The 26,694-nt window shown below is 74.3% G+C and carries 25 protein-coding genes, 1 tRNA gene and 2 riboswitches; of the genes, 10 read left to right on the top strand and 16 right to left on the bottom strand.

Annotation, left to right across the window (positions count from 1 at the left end; all coding sequences use genetic code 11):
* Positions 1-11: 11 nt before the first annotated feature.
* The gene (locus tag ACFFKU_RS08770; protein WP_380137238.1) at positions 12-890 is read right to left on the bottom strand and encodes a shikimate 5-dehydrogenase; all 879 of its coding nucleotides are present in this window, start codon (positions 888-890) and stop codon (positions 12-14) included.
* Positions 891-968: 78 nt separating this feature from the next.
* On the opposite strand from ACFFKU_RS08770, the gene ACFFKU_RS08765 reads away from it, so the two are divergent.
* Together ACFFKU_RS08765 and ACFFKU_RS08760 are read left to right on the top strand one after the other, a co-directional pair.
* Positions 969-1,979 carry an LLM class flavin-dependent oxidoreductase gene (locus ACFFKU_RS08765; protein ID WP_380137236.1) on the top strand — a complete coding sequence of 337 codons (1,011 nt, stop codon included), beginning with the start codon at positions 969-971 and terminating at the stop codon, positions 1,977-1,979.
* A 93-nt stretch (positions 1,980-2,072) separates the two neighbouring features.
* On the top strand, positions 2,073-2,918 hold the full coding sequence (locus tag ACFFKU_RS08760; RefSeq protein WP_380137234.1) for a PKD domain-containing protein: 846 nt from the start codon (positions 2,073-2,075) through the stop codon (positions 2,916-2,918).
* 112 nt (positions 2,919-3,030) lie between these two features.
* On the opposite strand, the gene ACFFKU_RS08755 is transcribed toward ACFFKU_RS08760, so the two are convergent.
* From ACFFKU_RS08755 to ACFFKU_RS08730, 6 genes are all read right to left on the bottom strand, one after another.
* A complete protein-coding gene (locus ACFFKU_RS08755; RefSeq protein WP_380137232.1) occupies positions 3,031-3,234 on the bottom strand; it encodes a cold-shock protein in 204 nt (67 codons plus the stop codon).
* A 272-nt stretch (positions 3,235-3,506) separates the two neighbouring features.
* Positions 3,507-3,579: transfer RNA gene (locus ACFFKU_RS08750), tRNA-Ala, on the bottom strand.
* 94 nt (positions 3,580-3,673) lie between these two features.
* A complete protein-coding gene (locus ACFFKU_RS08745; RefSeq protein WP_380137230.1) occupies positions 3,674-4,327 on the bottom strand; it encodes a histidine phosphatase family protein in 654 nt (217 codons plus the stop codon).
* 3 nt (positions 4,328-4,330) lie between these two features.
* Positions 4,331-4,714 carry a ribosome silencing factor gene (gene rsfS / locus ACFFKU_RS08740; RefSeq protein ID WP_380137228.1) on the bottom strand — a complete coding sequence of 128 codons (384 nt, stop codon included), beginning with the start codon at positions 4,712-4,714 and terminating at the stop codon, positions 4,331-4,333.
* A 28-nt stretch (positions 4,715-4,742) separates the two neighbouring features.
* Complete coding sequence (gene nadD, locus ACFFKU_RS08735) at positions 4,743-5,318, bottom strand: nicotinate-nucleotide adenylyltransferase (protein WP_380137227.1); 576 nt, start codon at positions 5,316-5,318, stop codon at positions 4,743-4,745.
* A gap of 35 nt (positions 5,319-5,353) precedes the next feature.
* Positions 5,354-5,518: a hypothetical protein gene (locus tag ACFFKU_RS08730; RefSeq protein WP_380137226.1), complete on the bottom strand. Its 165-nt coding sequence runs from the start codon at positions 5,516-5,518 to the stop codon at positions 5,354-5,356.
* A gap of 88 nt (positions 5,519-5,606) precedes the next feature.
* Between ACFFKU_RS08730 and ACFFKU_RS08725 the strand changes: the two genes are divergently transcribed.
* Both ACFFKU_RS08725 and ACFFKU_RS08720 read left to right on the top strand, forming a co-directional pair.
* Positions 5,607-6,602: a glycosyltransferase family 2 protein gene (locus tag ACFFKU_RS08725; protein WP_380137225.1), complete on the top strand. Its 996-nt coding sequence runs from the start codon at positions 5,607-5,609 to the stop codon at positions 6,600-6,602.
* Between the two features lie 154 nt (positions 6,603-6,756).
* The gene (locus ACFFKU_RS08720; protein WP_380137224.1) at positions 6,757-7,527 is read left to right on the top strand and encodes a glycosyltransferase family 2 protein; all 771 of its coding nucleotides are present in this window, start codon (positions 6,757-6,759) and stop codon (positions 7,525-7,527) included.
* Positions 7,528-7,557: 30 nt separating this feature from the next.
* On the opposite strand, the gene ACFFKU_RS08715 is transcribed toward ACFFKU_RS08720, so the two are convergent.
* The 7 genes from ACFFKU_RS08715 to ACFFKU_RS08685 form a co-directional block, all read right to left on the bottom strand.
* The gene (locus tag ACFFKU_RS08715) at positions 7,558-8,904 is read right to left on the bottom strand and encodes a glutamate-5-semialdehyde dehydrogenase (RefSeq protein ID WP_380137223.1); all 1,347 of its coding nucleotides are present in this window, start codon (positions 8,902-8,904) and stop codon (positions 7,558-7,560) included.
* Positions 8,905-8,965: 61 nt separating this feature from the next.
* Positions 8,966-9,379, bottom strand: a complete 414-nt coding sequence (locus ACFFKU_RS08710; RefSeq protein WP_380137221.1) for a DUF8830 family protein — start codon at positions 9,377-9,379, stop codon at positions 8,966-8,968.
* Positions 9,380-9,420: 41 nt separating this feature from the next.
* Positions 9,421-10,557, bottom strand: coding sequence for a glutamate 5-kinase (gene proB, locus ACFFKU_RS08705; protein WP_380138050.1), 1,137 nt, complete (start codon positions 10,555-10,557; stop codon positions 9,421-9,423).
* Between the two features lie 43 nt (positions 10,558-10,600).
* On the bottom strand, positions 10,601-12,127 hold the full coding sequence (gene obgE / locus ACFFKU_RS08700; RefSeq protein ID WP_380137220.1) for a GTPase ObgE: 1,527 nt from the start codon (positions 12,125-12,127) through the stop codon (positions 10,601-10,603).
* 125 nt (positions 12,128-12,252) lie between these two features.
* Complete coding sequence (gene rpmA, locus ACFFKU_RS08695; RefSeq protein ID WP_380137219.1) at positions 12,253-12,507, bottom strand: 50S ribosomal protein L27; 255 nt, start codon at positions 12,505-12,507, stop codon at positions 12,253-12,255.
* Positions 12,508-12,516: 9 nt separating this feature from the next.
* Positions 12,517-12,828 carry a 50S ribosomal protein L21 gene (rplU, locus tag ACFFKU_RS08690; protein ID WP_380137217.1) on the bottom strand — a complete coding sequence of 104 codons (312 nt, stop codon included), beginning with the start codon at positions 12,826-12,828 and terminating at the stop codon, positions 12,517-12,519.
* Positions 12,829-13,000: 172 nt separating this feature from the next.
* Complete coding sequence (locus ACFFKU_RS08685; protein ID WP_380137216.1) at positions 13,001-16,030, bottom strand: Rne/Rng family ribonuclease; 3,030 nt, start codon at positions 16,028-16,030, stop codon at positions 13,001-13,003.
* Between the two features lie 455 nt (positions 16,031-16,485).
* Positions 16,486-16,582, top strand: a riboswitch (SAM riboswitch).
* Between the two features lie 260 nt (positions 16,583-16,842).
* Between ACFFKU_RS08685 and ACFFKU_RS08680 the strand changes: the two genes are divergently transcribed.
* From ACFFKU_RS08680 to ACFFKU_RS08655, 6 genes are all read left to right on the top strand, one after another.
* Positions 16,843-18,207, top strand: a complete 1,365-nt coding sequence (locus ACFFKU_RS08680) for an ABC transporter substrate-binding protein (RefSeq protein ID WP_380137214.1) — start codon at positions 16,843-16,845, stop codon at positions 18,205-18,207.
* The gene (locus ACFFKU_RS08675) at positions 18,204-19,175 is read left to right on the top strand and encodes a carbohydrate ABC transporter permease (RefSeq protein ID WP_380137213.1); all 972 of its coding nucleotides are present in this window, start codon (positions 18,204-18,206) and stop codon (positions 19,173-19,175) included. Before ACFFKU_RS08680 ends, ACFFKU_RS08675 begins: the two co-directional genes overlap by 4 nt.
* Positions 19,172-19,990, top strand: coding sequence for a carbohydrate ABC transporter permease (locus tag ACFFKU_RS08670; protein ID WP_380137212.1), 819 nt, complete (start codon positions 19,172-19,174; stop codon positions 19,988-19,990). Before ACFFKU_RS08675 ends, ACFFKU_RS08670 begins: the two co-directional genes overlap by 4 nt.
* A gap of 13 nt (positions 19,991-20,003) precedes the next feature.
* Positions 20,004-21,398, top strand: a complete 1,395-nt coding sequence (locus ACFFKU_RS08665; RefSeq protein ID WP_380137210.1) for an LLM class flavin-dependent oxidoreductase — start codon at positions 20,004-20,006, stop codon at positions 21,396-21,398.
* A complete protein-coding gene (locus ACFFKU_RS08660; protein ID WP_380137208.1) occupies positions 21,395-22,666 on the top strand; it encodes an acyl-CoA dehydrogenase family protein in 1,272 nt (423 codons plus the stop codon). Before ACFFKU_RS08665 ends, ACFFKU_RS08660 begins: the two co-directional genes overlap by 4 nt.
* A gap of 100 nt (positions 22,667-22,766) precedes the next feature.
* Entirely contained in the window at positions 22,767-24,755 is a 1,989-nt protein-coding gene (locus tag ACFFKU_RS08655; protein ID WP_380137206.1) for an FAD/NAD(P)-binding protein, read from the top strand.
* Here the strand turns inward: ACFFKU_RS08655 and ACFFKU_RS08650 are convergent.
* Complete coding sequence (locus ACFFKU_RS08650) at positions 24,724-25,935, bottom strand: O-succinylhomoserine sulfhydrylase (protein ID WP_380137204.1); 1,212 nt, start codon at positions 25,933-25,935, stop codon at positions 24,724-24,726. The two genes, ACFFKU_RS08655 and ACFFKU_RS08650, sit on opposite strands and share 32 nt — an antisense overlap.
* Positions 25,932-26,381 (bottom strand): rhodanese-like domain-containing protein, encoded by a 450-nt coding sequence (locus ACFFKU_RS08645; RefSeq protein WP_380137202.1) that lies wholly within the window; start codon positions 26,379-26,381, stop codon positions 25,932-25,934. Before ACFFKU_RS08645 ends, ACFFKU_RS08650 begins: the two co-directional genes overlap by 4 nt.
* Positions 26,382-26,392: 11 nt before the next feature.
* Positions 26,393-26,483: riboswitch (SAM riboswitch) on the bottom strand.
* Positions 26,484-26,694: the final 211 nt, after the last annotated feature.

The raw sequence follows: 26,694 nt of genomic DNA, 5'->3' as shown, positions 1-26,694 counted from the left end.
CGGCGCCGGGCTCAGTCCCGGGAGGCCGCCGCGGCCCGGGCGACCTGCTCGGCGCTCGGACGGACCCCCGTGTAGAGGACGAACTGCTCGGCGGCCTGCAGGGCCACGACCTCGCCCCCGGTGATGGTCGGGACTCCGTGCTCGCGGGCGGTCCGGACCAGCGGCGTCACCTCGGGGACGGCCACCACCTCGAAGACGACGCGGGCCGTGGCCACCACCTCGGCCGGGACGGGCAGCGCGTCGGCCTCCGGGCCCCCCGCCATGCCGACCGGGGTCGCGTTCAGCAGCAGCGCGGGACGCAGCCCGTCCAGGCTGCTGCGGTGCCGCGCGCCGTACTGCCCGGCCAGCGCCGGTCCGCTGGAACCGTTGCGGGCCAGCACGGTCAGGTCGGTGAACCCGCTGTCGCGGATCGCGGCCAGGGCCGCCTTGGCCATGCCCCCGCTGCCGACGACCACGACGGGGCCGTCCGTCCCGACGACGTCGGCGACGCCGTGCTCGGCCAGCAACCGGGCCACGGCCACGTAGTCGGTGTTGTGGGCGACGAGCCGTCCCCCCTCGTTGACGATCGTGTTGACCGAGCCGATGGCCGCCGCCGAGGGTTCGAGGTGGTCGACCAGCGGGATGACCGCCTCCTTGAACGGCATCGAGATGCCCGCACCGCGGATGCCGAGCGCGCGGATGCCACCGACCGCGGCCGCGATGTCGTCGGTGGTGAACGCCTTGTAGACGAAGTCGAGGCCCAGCTCGGCGTAGAGGTGGTTGTGGAAACGGGTCCCGATGTTGCTGGGCCGCCCGGACAGGGACAGGCACAGCGTGGTGTCCTTGCTGATGCGCCGCGGCCCTCCGGGGGACGGGGCGGGGACGGCGGGGGTCGGGGTGGGCTCGGGCACGCGGTCACCGTAGGACATGCCCACCACCGCCCGGACGGGTCCGGGAACATCCCCGAGAGGTTGACGGTTCAAGGAAAAATGAAGCGCATCGGGTTCCTCTCGTTCGGGCACTACCAGCCCGTCCCCGGCTCGGCCGCCCGCACCGCCGCCGACGCCCTGCGTCAGACCGTCGAGCTGGCCGAGGCGGCCGAGGAGCTCGGCGTCGACGGCGCCTACGTCCGGGTCCACCACTTCGCCCGGCAGCAGGCCGCCCCCTTCCCCGTCCTCGCGGCGATGGCGGCCCGCACCTCCCGCATCGAGATCGGGACCGGCGTCATCGACATGCGCTACGAGAACCCGCTCTACATGGCGGAGGAGGCCGCCCAGGTCGACCTGCTCTCGGGCGGACGGCTGCAGCTCGGCGTGAGCCGGGGATCACCCGAGCCCGCCCTCGACGGCCCGGCCGCCTTCGGTCACGTCCCCCGGCCCGGCGAGGACGGCGGCGCCCTGGCCCGCCGGCACCTGGCCGAGTTCCGGGCGGCCGTCTCCGGGGTGGGGGTCGCGGAGTCGAACCCGCGCATGACGGGACGCTCCTTCCGGTTGCCGGTCATGCCGCAGTCGCCGGGGTTGGGCGAACGGGTCTGGTGGGGTTCAGGAACCCGCGAGACGGCTCGCTGGGTGGGCGAGCAGGGTATGAACCTGATGAGTTCCACGCTGCTGACCGAGGACACCGGGATCCCCTTCGACGAGTTGCAGGCCGAGCAGATCGGGATCTACCGGGCGGCGTTCGCCGCGGCCGGGCACGGTTTCACTCCGCGGGTCTCGGTGTCGCGCAGCGTCATCCCCATCACCAACGACCTCGACGAGGCCTACTTCGGTCGCGAGCGCGGGTCGGCCGACCAGGTCGGGTCGCTCGGCGAACCCGGACTCGCCCGGTTCGGCAAGACCTACGCCGGGGAACCCGACGTGGTCGCGGAACAACTCGCCAAGGACGCGGCCGTCCGGGAGGCCGACACCCTGCTGGTGACCGTCCCGAACGCGGTCGGGGTGGACTACAACGCGCACCTGCTGGAGTCCGTCGTCCGGTACGTGAAACCCGCGCTCGACTGACGGGGCTCCCGGGTCGCGTCGCCGCGACCCGGTTTGTCCACAGGCCGGCGGCGAGGGGGCCGACGGCCGCGGCGTTCCTGGCACGGTGGCGCCATGCCTCGACGACCCCGACGCGCCGCCCGTCCGGCCCTCGCCACGCTCCTCGCCCTCACGACGATCGGCGTCGGGGTCGCCGCCACCTCCACCCTGGCCACCGCCTGCACCGGGTCCACCGGGGCGAGCGCGGGCCGGGGCTCCTTCGAGGTGGGAGGTTCCCGGACCTGCGACGGCGACCGGCCCGCCCGTGACGGGGGCCGCCGGCCCGCCGCGGAGCGGCACGCGAGCCTCGTCGACGTCGCCGTCGGCACGTGCGGGAACGCGGGGTGCGACGGACCACAGGCTCCGTGCGCACCCGGCCTGGACCGCGCCTCCGTCACCACCACGGTCGCCGGGGCGGGACCCGAGAACGCCGTGCGGCGCAGCACCTGCGTGGCGGCGGGTGACCCGGGGGTCGCGGCGGCGGCCACCCCCGTGGTGACCGCGGCCGATCTCCGGTCCGTCGGACTGCCCGCCGCGGAGGTCCGGCTCGAACCCCCGACCGGGGAGGCCGTCGTCGGCCTGCCCGTGAACGTCTGGACCCGACCCGTCCCGGTGCTGCGCACCGTCGACGTCCTCGGCGTCCCGGTGACCGTGCGCGCCGTCCCGCGCCGGTGGACCTGGCGGTTCGGCGACGGCGCCACGCTCGGCCCGACCGCGGACCCGGGCCACCCCTGGCCCGCCATGACCACGACGCACACCTACTCCCGCAGCGGGACCTTCACCGTCAGCGGCACGACGACCTGGACCGCGGACTACCTCGTGCCGGGAGCCGGCTGGCGTCCCGTGGCAGGAACGGTCGAGGTCGACGGCGACGTCGGGAACCTCACCGTCCGCACCGCCACGAACCTGCTCACCCGCTGAACTCCTGCCCCCGGGAACCTGCCTCCGGGAACCTGCACCCGCAGAACTCCCCGGAACGACGGAACTCCCCGCCGCAGAGCGACGGGGAGTTCCGGGGGCGTGATCGAGAAGATCAGAGGCGGGTCACGTTGGAGGCCTGCGGCCCCTTCTGGCCCTGCGTGATCTCGAACTCGACCTGGTCGTTCTCGTCCAGGGACTTGAAGCCCCCACCAGTGATCTGGGAGTAGTGGACGAAGACGTCAGCGCCACCGTCGTTGGGAGCGATGAAGCCGAAGCCCTTCTCGCTGTTGAACCACTTGACAGTTCCCTGAGCCATATTGGCCTCCTCGGGTGATCGCTCCGAAGAGCTCGCCGCCCGAGGCGCTTCCGGACTGGAAGCATGCGTACCTCGAGAGATCCCCGGGCACATGAGCACGACGAGAAACTGCGACTGCGATCAGCCTAGCACGCAGGCGACCGACCACCACCAACCGCGACCGTCCCCATGCCCGCCGCACCCCGGGTCCGCGACGCCGGCGGGCGGCCGCCGGACGAACGCGGAGGCGGCAACGACGAAGGGCCCGGACGACGTCCGGGCCCTTCTCGAGGTGGAGCTGAGGGGACTCGAACCCCTGACCCCCTCCATGCCATGGAGGTGCGCTACCAGCTGCGCCACAGCCCCTTACCCGTCTCCGCCAGGCCTTCCGGCCCGCGGCGACGTCGTCAACCTTACCCCACCCCGGGCCGTGCTCGGGACACCACGGCAGCGGTGCGGGTCAGCCCTCGACCCCGACCTCGTCACCGGCGGCGCCGACGTTGTGCTCGACCAGCACCCAGCCCCCGCGTCGCGAGGGTTCCAGGACCGTCCAGTGGGCGTTGCGGAAGCCGGCGAGCCGGTCCCAGTGGGCCAGCCCGAGTCCGGTCAGCTCGAGCACGGCCCCTTTGAGCGCGGCGCCGTGGGAGGCGACCACCAGGGTCCCGCCGTCGGGCACCGTCGCCGCGTGCCGCTCGATCGCCACGGCCGCGCGCCGGGCCACCTCGGAGCGCTTCTCCCCCCCGGGCCCGCCGAGGCGCAGGTCCTCGCCCCGGCGCCAGGCGTCGAAGTCGGCGGGGTGCGCGGCCTGGATCTCGGGATGGGTCAGCCCCTGCCAGACCCCGGCGTGGACCTCGCGGACCCCGGGCTCGGGGACGGCCGGCAGGCCCGTCTCGGCGGTGAGCGCCGCGGCGGTCGACGCCGCGCGCCGCAGGTCGGAGGTCACCAGCACGACGGGACCACCGCCCCGCAACCGCGGGGCCAGCTCGGCCGCGGCCGCCTTCACCTGGGTCTCCCCCACGGCGTCGAGGGCGACGTCGAGCTGCCCCTGGAACCGGCGCTCGTGGTTGAAGGCCGTGCGTCCGTGACGCCAGAGCACGACCCGCGCTGCGGGCACGGCTCAGGACTCCGCGGAGGTGGCGGGCTCGGCGACCGGGAGCGTGATGGGCGGGCAGTCCTTCCAGAGGCGCTCCAGCGAGTAGTACTCGCGCTCCTCGGAGTGCTGCACGTGGATCACCACGTCGACGAAGTCGAGCAGGACCCAACGGCCCTCGCGCTCGCCCTCGCGGCGGACGGGCTTGGCCCCCAGGGGGAGCAGCTGCTCCTCGACCGCCTCGGCGATGGCGCGCACCTGGCGCTCGTTGGGCGCCGAGGCCAGCAGGAAGGCGTCGGTGATGAAGAGCTGATCGGACACGTCGAGCGCCACCACGTCGGTGGCGAGCTTCTCCGCGGCAGCCGCCGCGGCCGTCCGGGTCAGCTCGAGGGCACGCTCGGATGCGGGCACGGGACTCCTTGAACTGTCGGTGGAGTCCTTAGTCTCCCACGCCGCCGGCGTAGAGCCGGTGCTTGGTGATGTGCTGCACGACGCCGTCGGGCACCAGGTACCAGACCGGCAGACCCGACCGCACGCGGCGCCGGCAGTCCGTGGAGGAGATGGACAGGGCCGGGACCTCGAGCAGCGACACCCGGTCCATCGGCAGCCCGTCGGCCCGCAGCTGGTGCCCCGGGCGGGTGACCCCGACGAAGTGCGCCAGGTGGAACAGGTCCGGCGCGTCCTTCCAGGTGAGGATCTTCTCCAGGGCGTCGGCGCCCGTGATGAAGAACAGGTCCGAGTCCGGCTGGGCCTCGGCCAGCTCGCGCAGGGTGTCGATCGTGTAGGTGAAACCGCCCCGGTCGATGTCGATGCGCGAGACCGTGAAGCGAGGGTTCGACGCCGTCGCGATGACGGTCATCAGGTACCGGTGCTCCGGCGGGGCGATGTCGCCCCGCGACTTCTGCCACGGGCGCCCCGTCGGGACGAAGACGACCTCGTCCAGGTCGAACCGGGCCGCGACCTCGCTGGCCGCGACCAGGTGACCGTGGTGGATCGGGTCGAACGTGCCGCCCATCACCCCGAGGCGGTGCCGGGGCGAGGTGCGGGTGTTCAGTGCCGGGTGCCGACGGAGCGGAAGCCCATGGTCGCGATGAGCATGCCCATGAGGATGCAGATGGCCACGATGCCGAAGGCGACGGGCGCCATGGGCAGGTCGACGCCGGCGTGGGCCTCTTCGGCCTGGTTGGCGGCCGAGGCGGCCAGGGCGTACAGCATGTCGTCCTCCCGGGGCGTGGTGCGTCTGGGAGCAGTCTCGCACGAGAGCCTGCGCTCCGGCGCAGGGGTCGTGCGCGAGGATCGGGGGGTGTCGCGACAACCTGAAGGTCTCGGGCCCGCCGTCGACGTCTCGGTGGTCGTGCCGGTCTACGACGAGGCCGAGGTGCTCGAGGAGTTCGCCGGGCGGTTGCGGGCCGTGCTCGACGCCCCCGGTGCGGCGCAGCACGTCGGGAGCTACGAGGTGCTCGTGGTCGACGACGGCAGCCAGGACCGCTCGCCCGTGGTGCTGGCGCGGTTGCGGCGGGACTGGCCGCAGCTGCGGGTGGTCAGGCTGCGGCGCAACAGCGGTCATCAGGCCGCGCTCTCCGCCGGGCTGGCCCTCGCGCGCGGGACCCGGGGCGTGCTGACCATGGACGCCGACCTGCAGGACCCGCCCGAGGTGCTGCCCGACCTGGTCTGGGCGGCCGAGACCAACGAGGTCGTCTACGCCGTCCGGGGCGACCGTTCCAGCGACTCCCGCTTCAAGCGGGTCAGCGCCGAGTGGTTCTACCGGGTGCTGCGCTCCCTCGGGGCGACGCTGCCCGCCCACGCGGGCGACTTCCGGTGGATGGACCGGGTCGTCGTCGACGCGGTGCTGGCGCTGCCCGAGCAGCACCGGGTCCTGCGGCTGGTCGTCCCCGAGCTCGGCTTCCGCTCCGGCGCCGTCACCTACCGGCGGGCCCCCCGGGCGGCGGGGCGCACGAAGTACCCGCTGCACCGGATGCTGCGACTGTCCCTGGACGCGATCACCGGGTCCTCGACCGCCCCGTTGCGGCTCGCCACCGTGTTCGGGCTGGGGGGTGCCGCGGCGTCCTTCCTGCTCCTGGTCTACGCCCTGGGATCCTTCGCGCTGGGGGCGACCGTGCCCGGGTGGACCTCCACCGTGACCGTGGTGGCGGGCGTGGGCGGCCTGCAGCTGCTGTGCACCGGGATCCTCGGCGAGTACCTCGGCCGGCTCTACGTCCAGGCGCAGAACCGGCCGAGCTACCTCGTGGCCGCGGACAGCCTCCGGGAGCAGCGGACGGACCCCGGCCCCGATCACTGACGACGGGAGTCGTCCCGTCCGGGACGGGACGCTCGGTCGTTTCCCCGCGGGCGGGGTGACCGAGCTGTCACGATCGGTTCGCGGAGCAGGAGATCGGCACGCGGTTGGCGGCCGCTGCCGGCCGCGAGCCGTCCGAGGAGCCGTGGAGGCCACCGTGAGCACGCCCTTCTTCAGCATCCTGATGCTGACCTACAACGCCCCCGAGTACGTGGAGCTGGCGGTCCGTTCGGTGAAGGAGAGGACGACCGGCGTCGAGCACGAGCTCGTCGTCGTCGACAACGCCTCCGACGCCCCCACGCGGCAGCTGGTGCAACGCCTGCACCGCGAGGGCTTGATCGACACGCTGAAGCTGATGCCCTACAACTCCCTGTTCGCCGAGGGCAACAAGGTCGCCTCCCGCCTGGCGGACCGGCGGGCGACGCACCACCTGCTGCTGAACAGCGACGTGGAGGTCACGGGCGCGGACTGGCTCGAGCACCTGCTGGCCGTCCACCGTCGCGGGGTCACCGCCTACGGGGTCGCCCTCGACCCCCTGCGCGTGGACGGTTACTGCCTGCTCATCGACGCCGACCTCTACGCCGCCAACCCCCTGGACGAGAGCCACCAGTGGTGGTGGGGCGTGACCAAGCAGCAGGCCGCGCTCCTGACGCAGGGCTTCACGGTGCAGGGTTACGGGGAGCACGAACGCTGGGTCCACCACTTCGGGGGCCGCAGCGGCAGCGCCTTCGAGCACGCCCGGGGCATGGACGTCACCCGGGAGGAGGTCGCCTCGTGGTTCGCGGGCCACCGGGCGACGGTGCTCGACCGCCGCCGGAACGGGCAGATCCCGAACCACGAGACGCCCTCGGCGCTGCAGCGCGTCGTGGCCCGCGCCCGGCGGCTCGTGGGCCGCGTGCGCCGCCGCCTCGTCCGGGCTCGCCGCTGAGACGTCCCCGGACGGGCCCCGGGAGGCCGCTCAGACCCGCACGTGCCCGGCGCCGAGGACGTGCCAGGTCGTGGTGGTGAGCTCCCCGAGCCCCATCGGTCCGCGCGCGTGCAGCTTCTGGGTGGAGATGCCGACCTCGGCCCCCAGCCCGAACTCCCCGCCGTCGGTGAAGCGGGTCGAGGCGTTCACCGCCACCACGGCGGAGTCCACCGCGGCGGTGAAGTAGTCGGTGACCCGGACGTCGGTCGCGAGCACGGCCTCGGTGTGGGCCGAGGACCACCGCGCGATGTGGGCCACGGCCTCCTCGACCGAGTCGACCACCCCGACCGCGATCTCCAGGCCGTGGTACTCCGCGGCCCAGTCGGCGTCGGTCACCGGCTGCACCGCGAGGCCCACCGACTCCGCGGCCCGGGCCGCGGTCGCGTCGGCGTGCAGGGTGACCCCGGCGGCGTCGAGGGCACCGAGCAGGGTCGGCAGGAAGTCCGTCGCCAGCGCCGAGTGCACCAGGACGGTCTCGGCCGCGTTGCAGACGCTCGGGCGCGACACCTTGGCGTTGAGCACGATCTCGACGGCCTGCTCGAGGTCGGCGGAGGCGTCGACGTACACGTGGCAGTTGCCGACCCCGGTCTCGATCACCGGGACGGTCGCCTCCCGCACGACGCGCTGGATGAGGTCGGCCCCACCGCGGGGCACGAGCAGGTCGACCAGGCCGCGGGCGGTGAGCAGCACCCCCACCCCGTCGCGACCGTGCTCGTCGATCGTGGTGACCGCGTCGGCGGGCAGCCCCGAGGCGGCGAGCGCGTCGCGGATGACCTCGACGAGGACCGCGTTGCTGGACCGGGCCGCCGACCCGCCGCGCAGGACCACGGCGTTGCCGCTCTTGAGCGCGAGCACGGCGACGTCGACCGTCACGTTCGGTCGTGCCTCGTAGACCACGCCCAGCACGCCCATCGGCACGCGGACCTGCCGCAGCCGCAGCCCGTTGGGCAGCGTCGAACCGCGCACGACCTCCCCGACCGGGTCCGGGAGGGCGACGACGTCGCGGACGGCGGCGGCGAGCGCCGCGACGCGGGGGGCGTCCAGCCGGAGCCGGTCCAGCAGCGAGGCCGAGGTGCCCTCGGCCTCGCCCCGGGCCAGGTCTTCGGCGTTGGCGGCGACGACGCGCTCGGTCGCCGCCTCGATGGCCGCGGCGACGGCCAGCAGGGCCGCGTCCTTGTCCGCGCGCGAGGCCAGCCGCAGGGCGCGCGAGGCCTCCTTGGCCGCCCGGCAGGTGGCCAGCACGGCCTCGGCGACGGCCGGGTCCGGCGCGGCGGCCGGGGTGCCCGCCCCGGCGGTGGTCGCGTCGGACGGGGTCGCGGAGTCGGCGAGCAGCGTCATGCCCCGATCGTACGGTCTGCGCCCACCCCGCTCCCGGGGATTCCCGCCCGAGGGACCCGGGTCACCAGGGCGCCACGTCACCGACCACGTCGAGGGGACGGCCGCCGTGCCGCCACCGGGGCCGTCCCCCGGGACGGGGAGCGGCGTCGCGGGCCGCACGGGCGAGGCGGTGCTCCACCGTGGCCCGGTCGACGACCTCGACCCCGGCCACCCGCCAGTCGGGCAGACCGGTGCTGCGCCGGTGCTCCGGCCAGAGCCGCAGCGCCAGCGCCGCCGCGTCGTCGGCGTCCTCGGCCTCGTCCCAGTAGTGCAGCTCGACCCGGTCGGCGGCGTAACGGACCCGGGAGAGCAGCGGTCGTTCGCGGACCAACGCGTCCAGGGCCGAGCGGAGACCGCCGAGGTCGGTACGTTCCCCGGCGACCGTCAGCGTGACCGACCACAGCGGCAGCAGCTCCACCTCGTGCGGATCCCCCACCGTCGCCCCCACCCTCCGTCGTGCCCGTCCCGGTCCGGCGCTCAGGCCCGCCGAGCCCCCGGCCGGAGCAGGACCAGGTGGTCGCGGTGCACCAGCTCGCGCTCGTAGGCCGGGCCCCACTGCCGCGCCAGCTCCCGGGTGGAGCGGCCGAGCATGTCGGGGACCTCGTCCGAGGAGTAGTTCACCAGCCCGCGGGCCAGCGCGTGGCCGAACGCGTCGACCAGCTCCACCGGGTCGCCGGCCCCGAACGTGCCGCTCACCCCGGTGACCCCGGCCGGCAGGAGGGAGGACCGTCGTTCGCTCACCGCGCGCACCGCTCCCTCGTCCAGGACGAGACGGCCCGCGGGGGTGGCGGCGTGCGCCAGCCAGAGCCGGCGCGTGCTCGGGCGACGGGTGGCGCTGACCGCCGTGCCCGGCACCGAGAACCACGTCCCGACGTCCTCCCCGGCCAGCGCCGGCCGGGCCAGCGCGGCCGCGGTGACCAGGGTGGGGACGCCGGCGGCCACGGCGATCTCGGCGGCGTCGATCTTGGTGGTCATGCCCCCGGTGCCGACCCCCGCGGCCCCGGTCGAGCCGATCGTGACGCCCTCGAGGTCGGCGGGTCCGGCGACGTGCGCGATCCGGCGCGTGCCGGGCCGGTCGGGCGGACCGTCGTGGACGGCGTCGACGTCGGAGAGCAGGACGAGCGCGTCGGCCCGGACGAGGTGGGCCACCAGGGCGGCCAGCCGGTCGTTGTCGCCGAAGCGGATCTCGTGGGTGGCGACGGTGTCGTTCTCGTTCACCACGGGGACGACCCCGAGGGCCAGCAGCCGCTCCAGCGTGCGCTGGGCGTTGCCGTAGTGGGTGCGCCGCACGACGTCGTCGGCGGTCAGCAGGACCTGTCCGACGGTCAGTCCCGCGCCCGCGAAGGCACGGGTGTACTCGGCCAGCAGCAACCCCTGTCCGACGCTGGCGGCCGCCTGCTGCGAGGGCAGGTCGCGCGGTCGCCGGTGCATCCCGAGCGGGGCCAGACCCGCGGCGATGGCCCCGGAGGAGACGAGGACCACCTCCCCGCCCGCGAGACGGCGGGCGGCGAGGACGTCGACGAGCTCGTCGAGCCGGTTCGCGTCGAGCCCGCCGACCGCCGTGGTCAGCGAGGACGAACCGACCTTGACCACGACCCGTCGGGCCGAGGCCAGCCCGGCGCGACCCCCGACGCTCACCACCGGGCCACCGCGGCGCTCACCGCTCGTCGTCCCCGGTCCAGTGCCCGGCGCGGCGCTCGGTCTCGAGCTCGGCGCGGGCCGCGGCCTTGGCGGCCCGGCGGTCGCGCTCCTCCTCGCGCTTGGTGGCCCGGGTCGGGCGCTGGGACTCGTCGAGGCGGAGGTCGGTGCCGCGGGGGCCCATGACCGCGTGCCCGGCGTAGCCCGGCGACATGGTCGGCTCCCAGTCGAAGACGACGGCGTTCTCGTCGGCCCCGATGAGCACCTCGGAACCGGGGACGGCCCCGGCCTTGAACAGCTCGTCCTCGACCCCGAGACGGGCGAGCCGGTCGGCCAGGTAGCCGACGGCCTCGTCGTTGCTGAAGTCGGTCTGGCGCACCCAGCGGGTGGGCTTCTCCCCGCGGACCCGGAAGCGCACCCCACCGGTCTCGACGTCGCCGTAGACCTCACGGGTGACGGTGAACCCGCTGTCGTCGATCGCCCGGGGGACGATGATCGTGCGGGTCGGGGCGGGCGGCGGGGCGGCGGCCCGGGCGGCCTCGACGACCTCGGCCATGGCGAAGGCCAGCTCGCGCAGACCGTGGTGGGCGACCGCGGAGACCACGAAGACCGGCGCCCCGCGCTTCTCCAGGTCGGCCCGCACGATGTCGGCGAGGTCGCGCGCGTCGGGCACGTCGGCCTTGTTGATGACGATGAGCCGCGGGCGATCCTGCAGCGGGACGTCGCCGTCCTCGACCGCGTAGGCGGCGAGCTCCTTCTCGATGGCCTCGAGGTCGCCCACGGGGTCCCGGTCGGTCTCCAGCGTGGCCCCGTCGAGCACGTGGACCAGGGCCACGCAGCGCTCGACGTGGCGCAGGAAGTCCAGACCGAGCCCGCGGCCCTCGCTGGCGCCCGGGATCAGACCCGGCACGTCGGCGACGGTGAAGCGGGTCGAGCCCGCCTCGACGACCCCGAGGTTGGGCACGAGCGTGGTGAAGGGGTAGTCGGCGATCTTGGGACGGGCCGCGGACATCGCCGCGACCAGCGAGGACTTGCCCGCGCTCGGGAACCCGACCAGGGCGATGTCGGCGAGCGTCTTGAGCTCGAGGGCGACGTCGCCGAGGTCCCCCGCCTCCCCCAGCAGCGCGAACCCGGGCGCCTTGCGCGCCTTGGAGGCCAGCGCGGCGTTGCCGAGACCACCCCGACCGCCCTGGGCGACGACGAGACGGGTCCCGGGACCCACCAGGTCGGCGATCACCTCGCCCTTGGGGGTCTTGACGATGGTGCCGTCCGGGACACCGACGACCAGGTCCTCTCCGTCGGCGCCGTTGCGGTGCGACCCCTCGCCGCGACCGCCGTGGGTGGCCCGGCGGTGCGGTCGCCGGTGGTGCTCCAGCAGCGTCGTGACCTGCGGGTCCACCTCGAGGATGACGTCGCCGCCACGGCCGCCGTTGCCGCCGTCGGGGCCGCCCAGCGGCTTGAACTTCTCCCGGTGCACCGAGGCGCAGCCGTTGCCGCCGTCTCCGCCCGCGACGTGCAGGACGACGCGGTCCACGAAGGACGTCATGAGGGGTGTCTCCGGTCTGTCAGAGGGGTGCTGCCGGGAGCGCCGGCCGGAGGGCCGACGCACGAGAGGGCGGGCCGGTGTCCCGGCCCGCCCTCTCGGTCACGCTGAACTGGTGGTCGTGCGGATCATTCGCCCGCGACGACGTTCACGACCTTGCGGCCGCGCTTGGTGCCGAACTCGACCGCGCCGCCCACCAGGGCGAACAGGGTGTCGTCCCCGCCGCGGCCGACGCCGGCCCCGGGGTGGAAGTGGGTGCCGCGCTGGCGGACGAGGATCTCGCCGGCGCTGACGACCTGGCCGCCGAAGCGCTTCACGCCGAGACGCTGCGCGGCGGAGTCACGACCGTTGCGCGAGGAGCTCGCGCCCTTCTTGTGTGCCATGGGTTGACGTCACTCCCCGATCGAGGTGATCTTGACGCGGGTGTACTTCTGGCGGTGACCCTGCCGCTTCCGGTACCCGGTCTTGTTCTTGTACTTCAGGATCGTGATCTTGGGCCCCTTGGCGTCCTCGACGACCTCGGCGGTGACCTTGACCCCGGCGAGCTTGGCGGCGTCGGTGGTCACCTCGGACCCGTCGACGAGGAGGAGCGCCTGCAGGTCGAGGGAGGACCCCTTGGCACCGGCGACGCGGTCGATGGTCAGCACGTCGCCGACCGCGACCTTCTCCTGCCGGCCACCGGCGCGGACGATGGCGTAAACCACAACGAACCCGTTTCTCTCGTCGAACGTACTGGGCGCCCTCGGAACCATCAGACCGTCGGTCTCGAGGACCGTCAGACCAGCAGCGCGGAGCGCGGGGGTGTGCTCGGCACACCGAGGGTCGATCCTACGGGGCGGGCGCGGGCGGGGTCAAAACGACGCCCGCGCCCGACCGTCAGGAGTCCTCGGGGGCCGGACCGTCGCCGGGAGCCGGCTCGTCGTGCTTGGCGAAGGCCGCCGGCGGCGGCATCGGGAACGGCTGACGCGCCGGGGCGGGCGCCACCGGGGGCGCCTTCTCCTCGGTGCGGTTCTTGCCGCCGCGGCTGCGCCGCGAGCGACCGCCCGACCCCCCGGACCCGTTGCCCCCGGACCCGTTGCCCCCGGACCCGTTCGCGCCGGAGCGGTCCTCGGACTCCCCCGCGCCGCCCGCGGCACCGCCCGGGCGGCTCCCGCCCGGCGCGGCCGCGGCCTGCTCGGCCTCGTCGGCCTCCAGCTCCTCCAGCACCGCGGCCAGCCCCTGACCGGTCCGCTTGCGGGTCATCTGGACGAGCCCGAGCGAGGTCACCTCGGCCACCTGGTGCTTGGTGCGGTCCCGGCCGAGGCACTCGACCAGTCGGCGCAGCACGAGGTCGCGGTTCACCTCGAGCACCATGTCGATGAAGTCGATGACGATGATCCCGCCGATGTCGCGCAGCCGGAGCTGGCGGACGATCTCCTCGGCGGCCTCGAGGTTGTTGCGGGTGACCGTCTCCTCCAGCGTCCCGCCGGCCCCGGTGAACTTCCCGGTGTTCACGTCGATGACGTGCATGGCCTCGGTCGGGTCGATCACGAGCGAACCACCCGAGGGCAGGTACACCTTGCGACCGAGCGCCTTCTGCAGCTGCTCGTCGATGCGGTGGGCGGCGAAGACGTCCTCCTCGGAGTCCCACCGCTCCAGCCGGGGCTGCAGGTCGGGGGCGACGTCGCGGACGTAGTCCGAGACCGTCTGCCAGGCCGACTCCCCCGCGACGACGAGCTTGGTGAAGTCCTCGTTGAAGACGTCGCGGACGACGCGGACGGTCAGGTCCGGCTCGCCGTGCAGCAGCACCGGGGCGTTCTTGGCCGTGATGCGGGCCTGGATCGACTCCCAGGTGGCCTGCAGCCGTTGCACGTCCGCGGCCAGCTCCTCCTCGGCGACCCCCTCGGCGGCGGTCCGCACGATCACGCCGGCCCCCTCGGGGACGACCTGCTTGAGGATCTTCTTCAGCCGCGCCCGCTCGGTGTCGGGCAGCTTGCGCGAGATCCCCGCCATCGAGCCCCGCGGGACGTAGACGAGGTAGCGGCCGGGCAGGTTGATCTGGCTGGTGAGCCGGGCGCCCTTGTGCCCGACCGGGTCCTTCGTGACCTGCACCAGGACCGGGTCGCCGGACTTCAGCGCGGCCTCGATGCGACGGGGTTGTCCCTCCAGACCGGCGGCGTCCCAGTTGACCTCGCCCGCGTAGAGGACCGCGTTGCGGCCCTTGCCGACGTCGATGAACGCGGCCTCCATGCTGGGCAGGACGTTCTGGACGCGGCCCAGGTAGATGTTGCCGACCATCGTCGTCTGGGCCTTCTTGGCCCCGTAGTGCTCGGCCAGGATGCCGTCCTCGAGGACGCCGATCTGGGTGCGGCCGTCGGACTCGCGCACCACCATGACCCGCTCGACGCTCTCGCGCCGGGCCAGGAACTCGGCCTCGGTCAGGATGGCCCGCTTGCGGCCCTGCTCGCGCCCCTCGCGGCGACGCTGCTTCTTGGCCTCCAGCCGGGTCGAGCCCTTGAGCGCGGTGATCTCGTCCTCTCCGGTCCCGCGCTCGCGCGGCCGACGGGGCTCGCGCACCCGGGTGACGGTGTTCGGCGGGTCGTCGGCGGCGACGTCGTCACCCTCGCCGGATCCCGAACGGCGGCGGCGACGACGCCGACGGCGCGAGGAGCCCGAACCGGAGTCCTCCTCGCCCCCCTGGTCCCCCTGCGAGTCGTCCCCGGTGTCGGCGGCGTCGTCCTCCTCGCCCTGGGCGTCGGAGTCGGCGCGACCGTTCCCACCGGAGCGCTCGGGGCGCGGCCCGTCCTCGTCCTGCTCGCGCTCGTCGTCGGCGTCCTCCCCGCGGCCGTTGCGACCACGGCGGCCGCGGCCACCGCGACGCCGACGGCGGCGCGGCGCACCCTCGTCGTCGTCCTCGGATCCGTCGGCCTCGTCCGCCGCGTCCGACCCGTCGGAATCGTCCGAGTCGTCGTCCTCGGCGTCGTCCTCGCGGGCGTCGACCCGTCCGCCGCGGCGACGGGAGCCGCGAGACCGGCGACGTCCGGCCGGGCGCGCCTCCGGCTCGTCGTCGCTCTCCTCGGCGTCGTCCCGGTCCGCGTCCTCGAGGTCGTCGGCGTCGACGTCCTGGTCGTCCTGGTCGTCCTCGACGTCCTGGTCGTCCTCGTCGTCGGCGTCGTCGCCGTCCTCGAAGATCGAGAACGGCGAGAAGGAACGGGGCGGCCCCGCCGGGGCGGAGGCCCGCCGGCGCGGCCGGTCGGACTCCTCGGACTCGGGAGCCTGGAAGAACAGGGCGGTGGCGCGGGCCGCGGCGGCCGCCGCGCGGTCCTGGTCGGCCACGGGGGCCGACGCGCCCCGGGCGAGTCCGCGGGCCCGCAGCAGGACCGGGTCGTCCATCAGGTCGTCCGTGCCGGAGGTCTCCGACCGCGGGGCGGCGGAGGACGTCGTGGGGGCCGGCGACTCGTCCCGGGCCGCGGCCGGTGCTTCGGCCGGCTCGACGGCGGGGGTCTCGGCCGGGGTCTCGGCGGGGGTCTCCGCCGGGGTCTCCGCCGGGGTCTCGGCCGGGTCTCCCGCAGCGGCCTCGGCCGCGACCGGGGTCGGCGCGACGCTCGCGTCGACCGGGGCGCTGGTGGCCCGACGGCTGCGCCGGGTCCGGGGACGGCCGGCGGCGGCGTCGAAGCTCTCCGCGGCGGGCGGCGCGGACGCCTCGGGCACCGGGGTCGGCGCCGGGGCGTCCGGGGCGGGCCGGTCGTCGGCGGCCGACGCGGCGGGGGGCTGCGCCGAGGTGGGGGCCACGGGGGTTTCCGCCACGGCGGTCGGGGGGCCGGCCGGTCGGCTCGCGGCCCGGCGACGGCGCGGGCGCTGGGCCCCGCCGGTCGTGCTGGTGCTCTCCGGCGCCGAGTCGGCTCCGGTCAGGTCGGACGTGGTCACGGGTCTCTCCCGTCGCCCGCGGCGGCAGTCACACCGGTGCCCACTGCCGCGCGGGCGTGCTCGTAGGGCTCACCGGTCTGCGGTAGCCGCGGACCGGCGGAAGTCCTGGGGTCGTCCGGCTGGGGCTCGCGGTTTCGCGCTGGCCCCCGCCGGTCGCGTCGACGGGCGTCCGGCCTCGGCTCGCCCGGTGCGCCGGCCCGGTCCTTCCACTGGACCGCGGCGCTGCCCGGACGGACCGCGTGCGCGGCGGATCCGTCGACGGATCGGGCGCCCGGTGTGGAGGAACGCTCGATCCCGGCCAGTGTCGCACAGCAGCTTCTCGCGCGACGGAGGAGGCGGGGCGCGGCAGAGGGCAGTGCCGTCGCGGCGGATCATCGGGCACCCCATCCGGTTCCTCGACCCGAACCGGCCGACGTGGTCCGAGCGGCCGTCGCCCTGCGCTACGCTCCCCCTCGACACCATCCCGAGTGGCCGAGAGTCCTGGCTCGACGACGCCACAGCAACCATCGCGTTCGGAACCGCGACAGGTGCTCCCGCCAGGATCGATGGAGGATTCCATGATCCGGATCTGTACCGCGTCCACCCCGCACGGGCCCGCCCGTCCGGGCTGTCGACGGCACCCGCTCACGCACTGACGCCCCTCGCCCCGCGACGCCTCGCGACCCCGGTCCCCGCGGACCGGTTGGACCGGTTGGACCGGTTGGACCGGTTGGACCGGTCCAGCGTCCGAGGCGCCCGCCGGACCCGCTCCGCCTCCCCTGGCACCACCCACCCCTGCGAGCGACCCCGCTCACCGTCTCCGAGGAGAACCCGTGCTCACGCCCCACCGTCCGATCCTCGCCACCCGTCGTCGGGTCCTGTCCTCGGCCCTGGGGCTCGGCTCCCTGGCCGCGCTCGGCTCGTTGAGCGCCTGCGGCGACGGCTCGAACTCGGCCGCCCTGTCCGGCGAGGAGAAGGCGAGCCTGCAGGGCGCGACCCTGAAGCTCATGGTCAACCAGCCCCACCGGCTGGCCTTCACCGACCTGCTCGGCCCCAAGTTCAAGGACGACTTCGGCGGCACGCTCGAGGTCACCGCGATCCCCTACGACCAGCTGACGAGCAAGCAGATCCTCGACGTGCAGGCCGGTGACGGCGAGTTCGACGTCTTCGACTACTTCTACTTCGGCCTGGGCGACCTGGTCGACGCCGGCGCCCTGGTCGACCTCACCGACTGGATCGCCTCCAACTCCGGCGGCACCGACGGCATCGAGCCCGACGACTTCCTCGCCAGCATCTACGACCCGTACACGCTGCTGGACGGCAAGCGCTACGGCCTGCCCTTCGACGGGGACACCCACGTCCTCTACTACAACGCCGAGGTCTTCGACCGCTACGGCGTCCAGCCCCCGACGACCTGGGACGAGTACGACGCGGCCGCGGCCAAGATCACCCAGGACTCCGGCGGCAGCGTCTACGGGGCCATCGTCGAGGCGCAGCAGGTCCCGATGATCCTCGGCTGCTCCTTCATCAACCGCCTCGCCGGGTACGGCGGGACGCTGCTCGACGAGTCCGGCAAGGTCGCCTTCGCGGGTGCGGAGGGCCTCGCGGCGCTGCAGCACCTCATCGACGTGCAGCCGGCCGCGCTGCCGACACCCCTGCAGACCGGCTTCGACCAGGCCAACTCCGCGTTCCTCTCCGGCCAGGGCGCCATGCTCGACACGTGGACCGACCTCGGCCTCAAGGCCCAGGACCCGTCCAGCTCGAAGATCGTGGACAAGTGGGGTGTCGTCACCCTCCCGACCGGCGGGTCCAACACCACCCCCCGGACCGCCCTGAACGCGGGCTTCGGCCTCGGCGTCTCGGCGGGGTCGAGCCAGCAGGGCGTCGCCGCGGCCTTCGTGAAGTGGGCCACCGACAAGGAGCACAACTTCCTGCTGTCCTCGACCGCGGGCTCCGGCATCGACCCGGCCCGCACGAGCGTCCTGGAGAGCGCCGAGTACGCGACCGCCGCGGGCAAGGCCGTGGACGTCATCCGCGAGGGGCTGCTCGGCTCCCCGCTGGCCTGGCCGCGCGAGGCCGGGGCACCCAAGCTCCTGCAGGACCTGGTGGACCAGCTGGCCCTGGCCATGCAGGGCGACAAGGACGCGCAGACCGCGCTCGACGACGCCGCCGAGACCTGGGAGAACGAGCTCGGATGAGCGCCCCCACGGACGTCGGCACCCCCACGGCCACGGTGACCATCCCCGAGCAGGCCCGGCGCGCGCGGACGGCGCGCCGGGCCGTGCCCGGTCGGCACCGGCCCGGGCACGTCTCGACGTGGCTGGCCGCCCCGAGCCTCGCCGGCCTGGCGGTCATGCTGCTCTACCCCACGCTCTTCGTGGTGGCCCTGGCGCTGACGAAGTCGACCCTGGCCCACCCCCTCGTCCGCTGGACGGGGACGGAGAACGTCGTCGAGGCGTGGGAGTCGCTGGCGTTCGCGGGCTCGCTCGTCCGCTCGACCGTCTTCGCGGTGGGCGCGGCGCTCGCCACCACCGCGCTCGGCACCGCGCTGGCCCTCCTGCTGCACGCGCGGGGGACCCGGTTCGGCGTGGTCGGAACCATCCTGCTGCTGCCGCTGGTGACCCCGCCGGTGATGGTCGGGGTCGCCTGGAAACTCATGCTCGCCCCGGTCGGCGGCGCCTTCGGCGGGGTGTTCTCGGCCCTCGGGTTCCCCGGGGCCAACCCTCTCGGCGACGGCGTGGGGGCGTTCTCCTCGCTGCTGGTCATGCACGTCTGGCAGTGGACGCCGTTGGTGACGCTGCTGGTGTTCGCCGCCCTCCTCGGGGTGGACCACGAACTGCGGGAGGCGGCGGCCCTCGACGGGGCCGGCGCCGTCCGCACGTTCACCCACGTCGTGTGGCCGGTCGTGCTGCCCAACGTGCTCTCCGTCCTGCTGCTCGAACTCGTCATCGGGCTGAAGGTCTTCGACCTCGTGGTCGTCGTGACGCAGGGCGGGCCGGGAGTGTCGACCATCCTGACCGGGTTCGAGATCTTCCGGACGGGTCTGCGCGGTTCCTACGAGATCGGGACCGCGGCGGCCATGACGTTGGTCTTCGGGCTGCTGGTCGGGGTGCTGACCACCGTCGTGTCGCTGCTGCGCGCCCGCGCCGTCAAGGCGGAGCAGTGAACGCCGGCGTGCTGCAGCGCAGCACGGTCCGCGTCGTCCTGGCCCTGGTCGCGTTCCTGGCCCTGGTCCCGGTGCTGTTCCTGGTGTCGCTCTCGCTGCGCAGCGTCGACGACATCGCCAACGGTGGCTGGCTGCCCTCCACCGTGCGCTGGGACAACTTCCCGGCCGCCTTCGGCACCGTCCCCCTGACGACGATGCTGGCGAACTCCTGGGTGGTCGCGATCGGCGCCACGCTGCTGACCTCGCTGGTCGCGGTCCCCGCGGCCTACGTCACCGCGCGGGCCGGCCGGCGCGGCGAACGGCTGCAGACCCTGCTGCTGGCCAGCTACTGCGCCCCGCCGGTCGTGGCCGTCCTGCCGCTGTACTACCTGCTCAAGACGGGCGGGCTCACGAACTCCGTGGTCGGCCTGATCCTGGTCAACGGTCTGGCCAACGTCCCGGTCGCGGTGTGGCTGCTGGACGGTTTCGTCCGGCGGATCCCCCTGGAGATCGAGGAGGCCGGTTGGGTGGACGGGCTGTCCACCTCCGGCGGGTTGCTGCGGCTCGTGCTGCCCCTGCTGGCCCCCGGGCTGGTGGCCGCGCTGCTCATCTGCCTCTTCCTCTCCTACAACGAGTTCCTGTTCGCGGTCTCCTTCTCGCAGAGCACCGCGAGCCAGACCCTCACGGTGGGGTTGTCGCTGTTCCAGGGCGACCGCACCGTCCAGTTCGGCCAGCAGGCCGCGGCCTCGCTCGTCGGCATCGTGCCGATGTACGTGCTCGCGGTCCTCGCCCAGAAATGGCTCGTCGGTGGACTGTCCGCCGGGGCCGTGAAGTGATCGGAGACCCTGCATGAGCGACCGCCGCATCCACCTCAACGCCTTCGACATGACCTGCGTCGGCCACCAGTCCCCCGGGCTGTGGCGGCACCCGCAGGACGAGTCCTGGCGCTTCGAGGACATCCGCTACTGGACCGAGCTGGCCCGGTTGCTGGAGCGCGGACGGTTCACGTCGTTGTTCATCGCCGACGTGCTCGGCATCTACGACGTGTACAAGGCGGGACCCGAGACCGCGCTGCGGGAGTCCACCCAGGTCCCGGTGGGCGACCCGGCGATGGCGGTCTCGGCCATGGCCGCGGTCACCGAGCACCTGGGTTTCGGGGTCACGGTCTCCTCCACCTACGAGAAGCCGTACGCCTTCGCGCGCCGGATGGCCACCCTGGACCACTACAGCAACGGCCGGGTGGGGTGGAACGTCGTGACCTCCTACCTGGAGAGCGCGGCCAGGAACCTCGGGCTGGACACCCAGATCCGCCACGACCAGCGCTACGAGCTGGCCGAGGAGTTCATGGACGTCGTCTACCAGCTGTGGGAGTCCTCCTGGGAGGACGACGCGGTGGTCCGCGACCGCGAGACCGGGGTCTACACCGACCCGGCCAAGGTCCACCCGATCGAGCACCACGGGCAGTTCTACGACGTCCCGGGGATCGCGCTGAGCGCCCCGAGCCCGCAACGCACGCCGGTCATCTTCCAGGCCGGCGCCTCGGCGCGCGGCATCGGGTTCGCCGCCCGGCACGGTGAGGCGGTCTTCAACACGGCCACCCGCCCCGAGATCATGCGCCCCTGGGTCGACCGCCTGCGCGACGCCGCGGAGGCGGAGGGCCGCGACCGCGACTCGATCAAGGTCTTCACGCTGGTCACCATCATCACCGCGGCGACCGACGAGGAGGCCCGGGCCAAGTACGAGGAGTACGCGAGCTACGTCAGCTACGACGGCGCGCTGAACCTCTACGGCGGCTGGAGCGGGCTGGACCTGTCGAGCTACCCGCCGGACGAACCGCTGGAGTACGCCGAGACCGAGGCCGTGCGGTCGGCGGTCGAGGCGTTCTCGACGGCCGACCCCGACCGGAGGTGGACCCCGCGCGACATCGCCAACTGGGTCGGCATCGGCGGGATGGGCGCGGTGATCGTCGGTTCCCCGACGACCGTCGCCGACGAGCTGCAGCGCTGGATCGAGGTCGGCGACGTCGACGGGTTCAACTGCGCCTACGCCATCACCCCCGGCACCTTCGCCGACATCGTCGAGCACGTCGTGCCCGAACTGCAGCGCCGGGGCGTCTACCCCACCGACTACGAAGGAGAGACGTTGCGCGAGAACATCTTCGGCAAGGGCCAGGCCCGCCTGCGCGACGACCACCCGGCGGCCCGCTTCGCCGCCGCCCGGGTCCACGGCGGAGGCGCCCGATGAGCACCGTCACGTCCGCACCCGCCACGTCCCCCGCGTCCCCCGCGACCGCCACGTCCGAGACGTCCGAGACGTCCGGGACGTCCGGGACGTCCGGGCCCACGTCCGTCCAGGAGGTCCTGACCGCCGCCCGCGAGGTCGCCGACACCCTCGGCCTCGACGCGCTCGAACGCGACCGCGCCAACGCCGAACCGTTCGCCGAGGCCGAGCAGCTGCGCAGGGCGGGGTTGCCCTCGATCCTGCTGCCGACCGAGATCGGCGGCGGGGGGCACCCGTGGTCGGTGGCCCTCGAGGTCGTGCGCGAGATCGCCCGCACCGACGGCTCCATCTCGCAGCTCGTGGCCTACCACTACGTCAACGCCCACAACCTCGTCTGGGTCGCCGACGACGAGGGCCGGCAGCGCTGGGGGGTCCCCTCGGTGCGGTCGCAGTGGCTGTGGGGCGACTCGGTCAACCCCGTCGACCCCGACCTGCAGCTCGTCCGGGTCCCGGGCAGCGACGACTACCTGCTGCGCGGCACCAAGAACTTCTCCACCGGGGCGAGCGTCGGCGATGTCACCGTCGTCGGGGCGGTCACCGACGACACGCAGCGCAACCTGCTCGTGGTCGTCCCCCGGGAGACCCCCGGCTTCGTCAAGGGCGGCGACTGGGACAACCTGGGGCAGCGCCTCTCGGCCAGCGGGTCGGTGCGGTTCGAGGACGTGCGCATCACCCCGGACGCGGTGCTCGGTTCGGCCGAGGACTCCGGGGTCTACGGCTCGCTCGTCACCCCGGCCATCCAGGCCGCGTTCGGCCACTTCTACCTCGGGGTCACCCGGGGCGCGCTGGAGACCGCGGCCGACTACACCCGGACGACCACCCGGCCGTGGTTGCTCTCCGACGTCACCGACGCGACCGAGGACCCCTACATCCTGGCCACCTACGGCCGCCTGGTGGCGCGGCTGCGCGCGGCCGAGGCCCTGGGCCGCAGCGTGGGCGAGTCGTTGTCGCAGGCCCACGCGCGCGGGTGCGACCTGACCTGGGCCGAGCGCGGAGAGGTGGCCGAGGAGATCGCGGCCCTCAAGGTCGTCTCCTCCGACCTGGCGATCGAGACCACGTCGGCGATCTACGAGGTCACCGGCGCCCGGGCCAGCAGCAACCGGTACGGCTTCGACCGGTTCTGGCGCAACGTGCGCACGCACACGCTGCACGACCCCGTGCAGTACAAGGCGCGCGAGGTGGGGCGGCACTTCCTCACCGGCGAGTACCCGGGCTTCACGCTCTACACCTGAGTCCGGTCGCCCCCGGGTCCGGTCCGCGCCCCGGGTCCGGGGCGCGGACCCGGGGCGCGGGTCGGGAAGGCGGACGGGGCCCCGGGAGGTTGTGATCGGCATGGCGAGCGCACCGGACGACGAGCTGCGGGTGGTCTGCGTCGGGGCCGGTCCCCGGACGCTCGGGGTCCTGGACCGTCTGGCGGGACTGCTGGCGGTCGACCCCGACCTCGGGCAGGGCCGGCGGGTGCGGGTCGACGTCCTCGACCCCTACCCGCCCGGGGCCGGGCGGGTCTGGCGCCGGGAGCAGAGCCCGTTGCTCTGGATGAACTCCCGGGCCGCCGACGTGGCCGTGCTGCCGGACGAGTCCTCGACCCTGCGCGGGAGCCGCGGTGCGGCCCCGACCCTCTACGACTGGGTGGCCGCGAACCGGGAGCGGCTCGCCACCGGTCTGCGGGCCGCGGGGACCCCCGGGGCCGCCGCGGAGGTCGAGGGACTCACCCCCGGCAGCTTCCCCTCGCGCACGCTGGCCGGGGCCTACCTGGTGGAGCAGTTCGACGGTGTGCTGACCCGCCTGCGCGAGCTGGCCGGTCCCGACGCGGTCCGGCTGCACCGCGGGCGGGCCGTCGACCTCGTCGACGCCCCCGACGGTCGCCAGCTCGTGCGGACCGAGGCGGGTCCGACGCTCACCGCCGACGTGGTGCTGCTCGCCCAGGGGCACCTCGAGGTGGTGGCCTCGGGGCGGGAGCACGAGCTCGCCCGGATCGCGGCCGCCCACGACCTGGACTACGTGGCCCCCGCCTACACCAACGACGCCGACCTCTCGCCGCTCGCGGCCGGGCAGGACGTGCTCGTGCTGGGCATGGGACTGGCCTTCGTCGACCTGGTCACCCTGGTGACCGAGGGCCGCGGCGGACGCTTCTCCCCCGCGGACGACTCCGGGTCGGGGCGGCTGGTCTACCACCCGTCCGGGGACGAGCCGGTCCTGCACGTGGGGACCCGTCGCGGGGTGCCCTACCGCTCGAAGCTCACCTACGAGGCCGACGTCCGGGCCGGCCTGCGCTGGTACTCGGGCGGACGGGTCGAACGCCTGCGGGCCGAGCTCGGCCGACCCCTCGACCTGCGCGGCGACGTGTGGCCGCTCATCGCACGCGACCTGGCCTTCGCCCACTACCGCGAGCTGTTCGCCGCGCACCCGGGCCGGACGCGGGGCGGGTGGGCGGCCTTCGCCGAGGCCTTCGAGCGGACCCCGTGGGGCTCGGCCGAGCTGGCGGCACTGGTCGCCGCGGCCGTCCCCGCGCCGGAGGACCGCCTGGACCTCGCCCGGTTCGACCGTCCGCTGGACGGGGACGCCCCCGCCGACCCGGACCGGGTGCACGGACGGGTGGTCGAGCACATCGGCGCCGACCTGCTGCGCCGGGGCGACCCGCGCCACTCCGCCGACCAGGCCGTCTTCGTGACGCTGCTGCACGCCTACGCCGTGACCGCCGGGCTGGTGCACCGCGGGGTGCTGAGCGCCCGGTCGGCCGCCCTGGACGTCGACGGGTGGTGGCACGGCTTCTTCAGCTACGCGGCCAGCGGACCGCCACCGGCCCGGCTGACCCGGCTGCTGGCGCTCGCCGAGGCGGGGCTGGTCCGCTTCCTGGGGGCCGGGACCACGGTCGGGCTGGACGAGGAGCACGGCTGCTGGGTCGCCGGCACCGACGGCGGCCCGGCCCCGGTGCGGGCCCGCGTGCTCGTCGACGCGCGCCTGCCCGCGGCCGACGTGACCGCCACCACCGATCCGCTCCTCGCCGCGCTGCACCGGCGGGGCGAGGCCGTGGCGCAGCAGTTCCCCGAGGACGGGGCGACGGGCGCGGTGCACCGCAGCGGGCGACTGGCGGTCGACCCGGAGCACCGGCTGCACCACGCCGACGGGAGCGTCCACCCGCGCCGGTTCGCGGTCGGCCCGGCCGTGGCCGGCGACGGCTGGGCCGCCGCCTTCGCCCGGCCACGCCTGGACCACGGGTTCTTCCGGCTCAACGAGCGGGTCGCGGCCGACCTGCTGGCGGCCGCGACCCGACGGTTCGAGGAGGTCGCTACCCCCGCGCTCGCGTCAGCGCCCCGGTGAGGTCCTCGAGCAGGTCCTCGACGTCCTCGAGGCCGACCGAGACCCGGATGACGCCGTCGGTGAGCCCGATGGCCGCGCGGCCCTCCACCCCCAGGCGTCGGTGGGTCGTGGTCGCCGGGTGCGTCGCGAGCGTCTTGGAGTCGCCCAGGTTGTTGGAGATGTCGACCACCTGCAGGGCGTCGAGCGTCGCGAAGGCCCGCTCCTTGCCCCGCCCCTCGGGCGCGTCCACCGCGAACGTCAGCACGGTCCCGCCCCCGGTCATCTGAGCGGCGGCGAGCTCGTGCTGGGGGTGCGAGGCCAGCGTCGGGTAGCGCACCCAGGCGACGCCGGGGTGACGTTCCAGCTCCTCGGCGATGCGCTGCGCCGACGCGGCGGAATGCCTGACCCGCAACGACATCGTCTCCAGACCCTTCACCAGGGTCCAGGCGTTGAAGGGCGAGAGCGACGGGCCCGTGTGCCGCATGAGGTTCTGCACGGGTCCGTCGACGAACTCCTTCGAGCCGAGGATCGCGCCCCCGAGGACCCGCCCCTGCCCGTCGATGTGCTTGGTCCCGGAGTAGACGACGACGTCGGCCCCGAACTCCAGGGGTCTCTGCTGCACCGGGGAGACGAACGCGTTGTCGACGACGACCGTGGCCCCGACCGCGTGGGCCAGTCGGCTGACGTGCTCGATGTCGACCAGCGTCTGCATGGGGTTGGCGGGGGTCTCGAAGAACACCGCGGTGGTCGGTTCGGACAGGGCTCGTTCCCACTGGGTGGGGTCCTCGCCGTCCACGAACACGGTCTGCACACCCCACCGCGGCAGGATCTCGTCGAGGATCACGAAGCAGGAGCCGAACAGGCTGCGGGCGGCCACGACCCGGTCCCCCTGGCCCAACAACCCGGCCAGCGCGGTGAACACCGCCGACATCCCGCTCGCCGTGGCGAAGCAGGCCTCGGCCCCCTCCAGCAGCCGCAGCCGTTCCTCGAACACGGCCACGGTCGGGTTCCCGTAGCGGGAGTAGACGAACCGGTCGACCTCGCCCGCGAACGCGGCCTCGGCGGCGCCCGCCGAGGAGTAGACGTAGCCCGAGGTCAGGTAGAGCGCCTCGGCCGTCTCCTCGAAACCCGACCGGGCCAGCCCACCGCGGACGGCGAGGGTGTCCGGTCGCAGCGGGGGCGGCGTCGCGTCGGCGCTCACGACTGCCGCCAGGGCAGGCCCTCGGCCCGCCAGCCCGCGCCGCCGCGGTGCCCGGACGCGTCGAGGTCGCCCTCGAACCCGTCGAGCACGTTCTGCGCGGCGGTGTACCCGGCGGCCGTGGCCGCGGTGGCCGCCGCCACCGAGCGCTTCCCCGAGCGGCAGAGGAACACGACCGGGTCCGGGCCGGGGCGCACCCCCTGGCGGGCGAGCTCGGCGAGGAACTCCGTGCCGGGCACCTCCCCGGGGCGGGGGGCCCAGGAGACCAGCAGCGGGCCGCGGCCGGGCAGCTGCGGGACGCCCACGAACGTCCACTCCGCCTCGGTGCGCACGTCGACCAGGACGGCGGCGGGGTCGTGGGTGAGGAGGTCGTAGGCCTCGCGCGGGGTGAGGTCCCCCGCGTACCCGGTCGGCCGCCCGGCGGCGGCGTCGGTGGACGGGTCGGTCATCGTGCTCGTCTCCTCCATCGATCCCGGCATGAGCACCCCCGCGTCGGGCGGGGGTTGCTGCGGCGTCGTCGAGCCGGGTCTCTCGGCCGCTCTGGATGGTGGGGGGAGCCTACTCGGCACCGGCCCCACCGCGCCGACCCCGGGGATCTTCCCCGCCCACGCGCGGGCGGGACGGGTCCGGGGTTTGCCGGGGGTACCGCCGCGGTGCCCCCGGGAGCGGCTATCTTTGAGGCCTGAACCGACGACGAGGTGGCCACGGGCGTCCACCGCAGCCGTCGGCACCGAAGGACGACCTGGCAAGGCCGAAAGGGTG

The organism is Kineococcus gynurae, assembly GCF_042433995.1.
Lineage (GTDB): Bacteria > Actinomycetota > Actinomycetes > Actinomycetales > Kineococcaceae > Kineococcus > Kineococcus gynurae.
The sequence above is the reverse complement of the archived record's forward strand: the minus strand, read 5'-3'. Positions and strand labels throughout refer to the sequence as shown.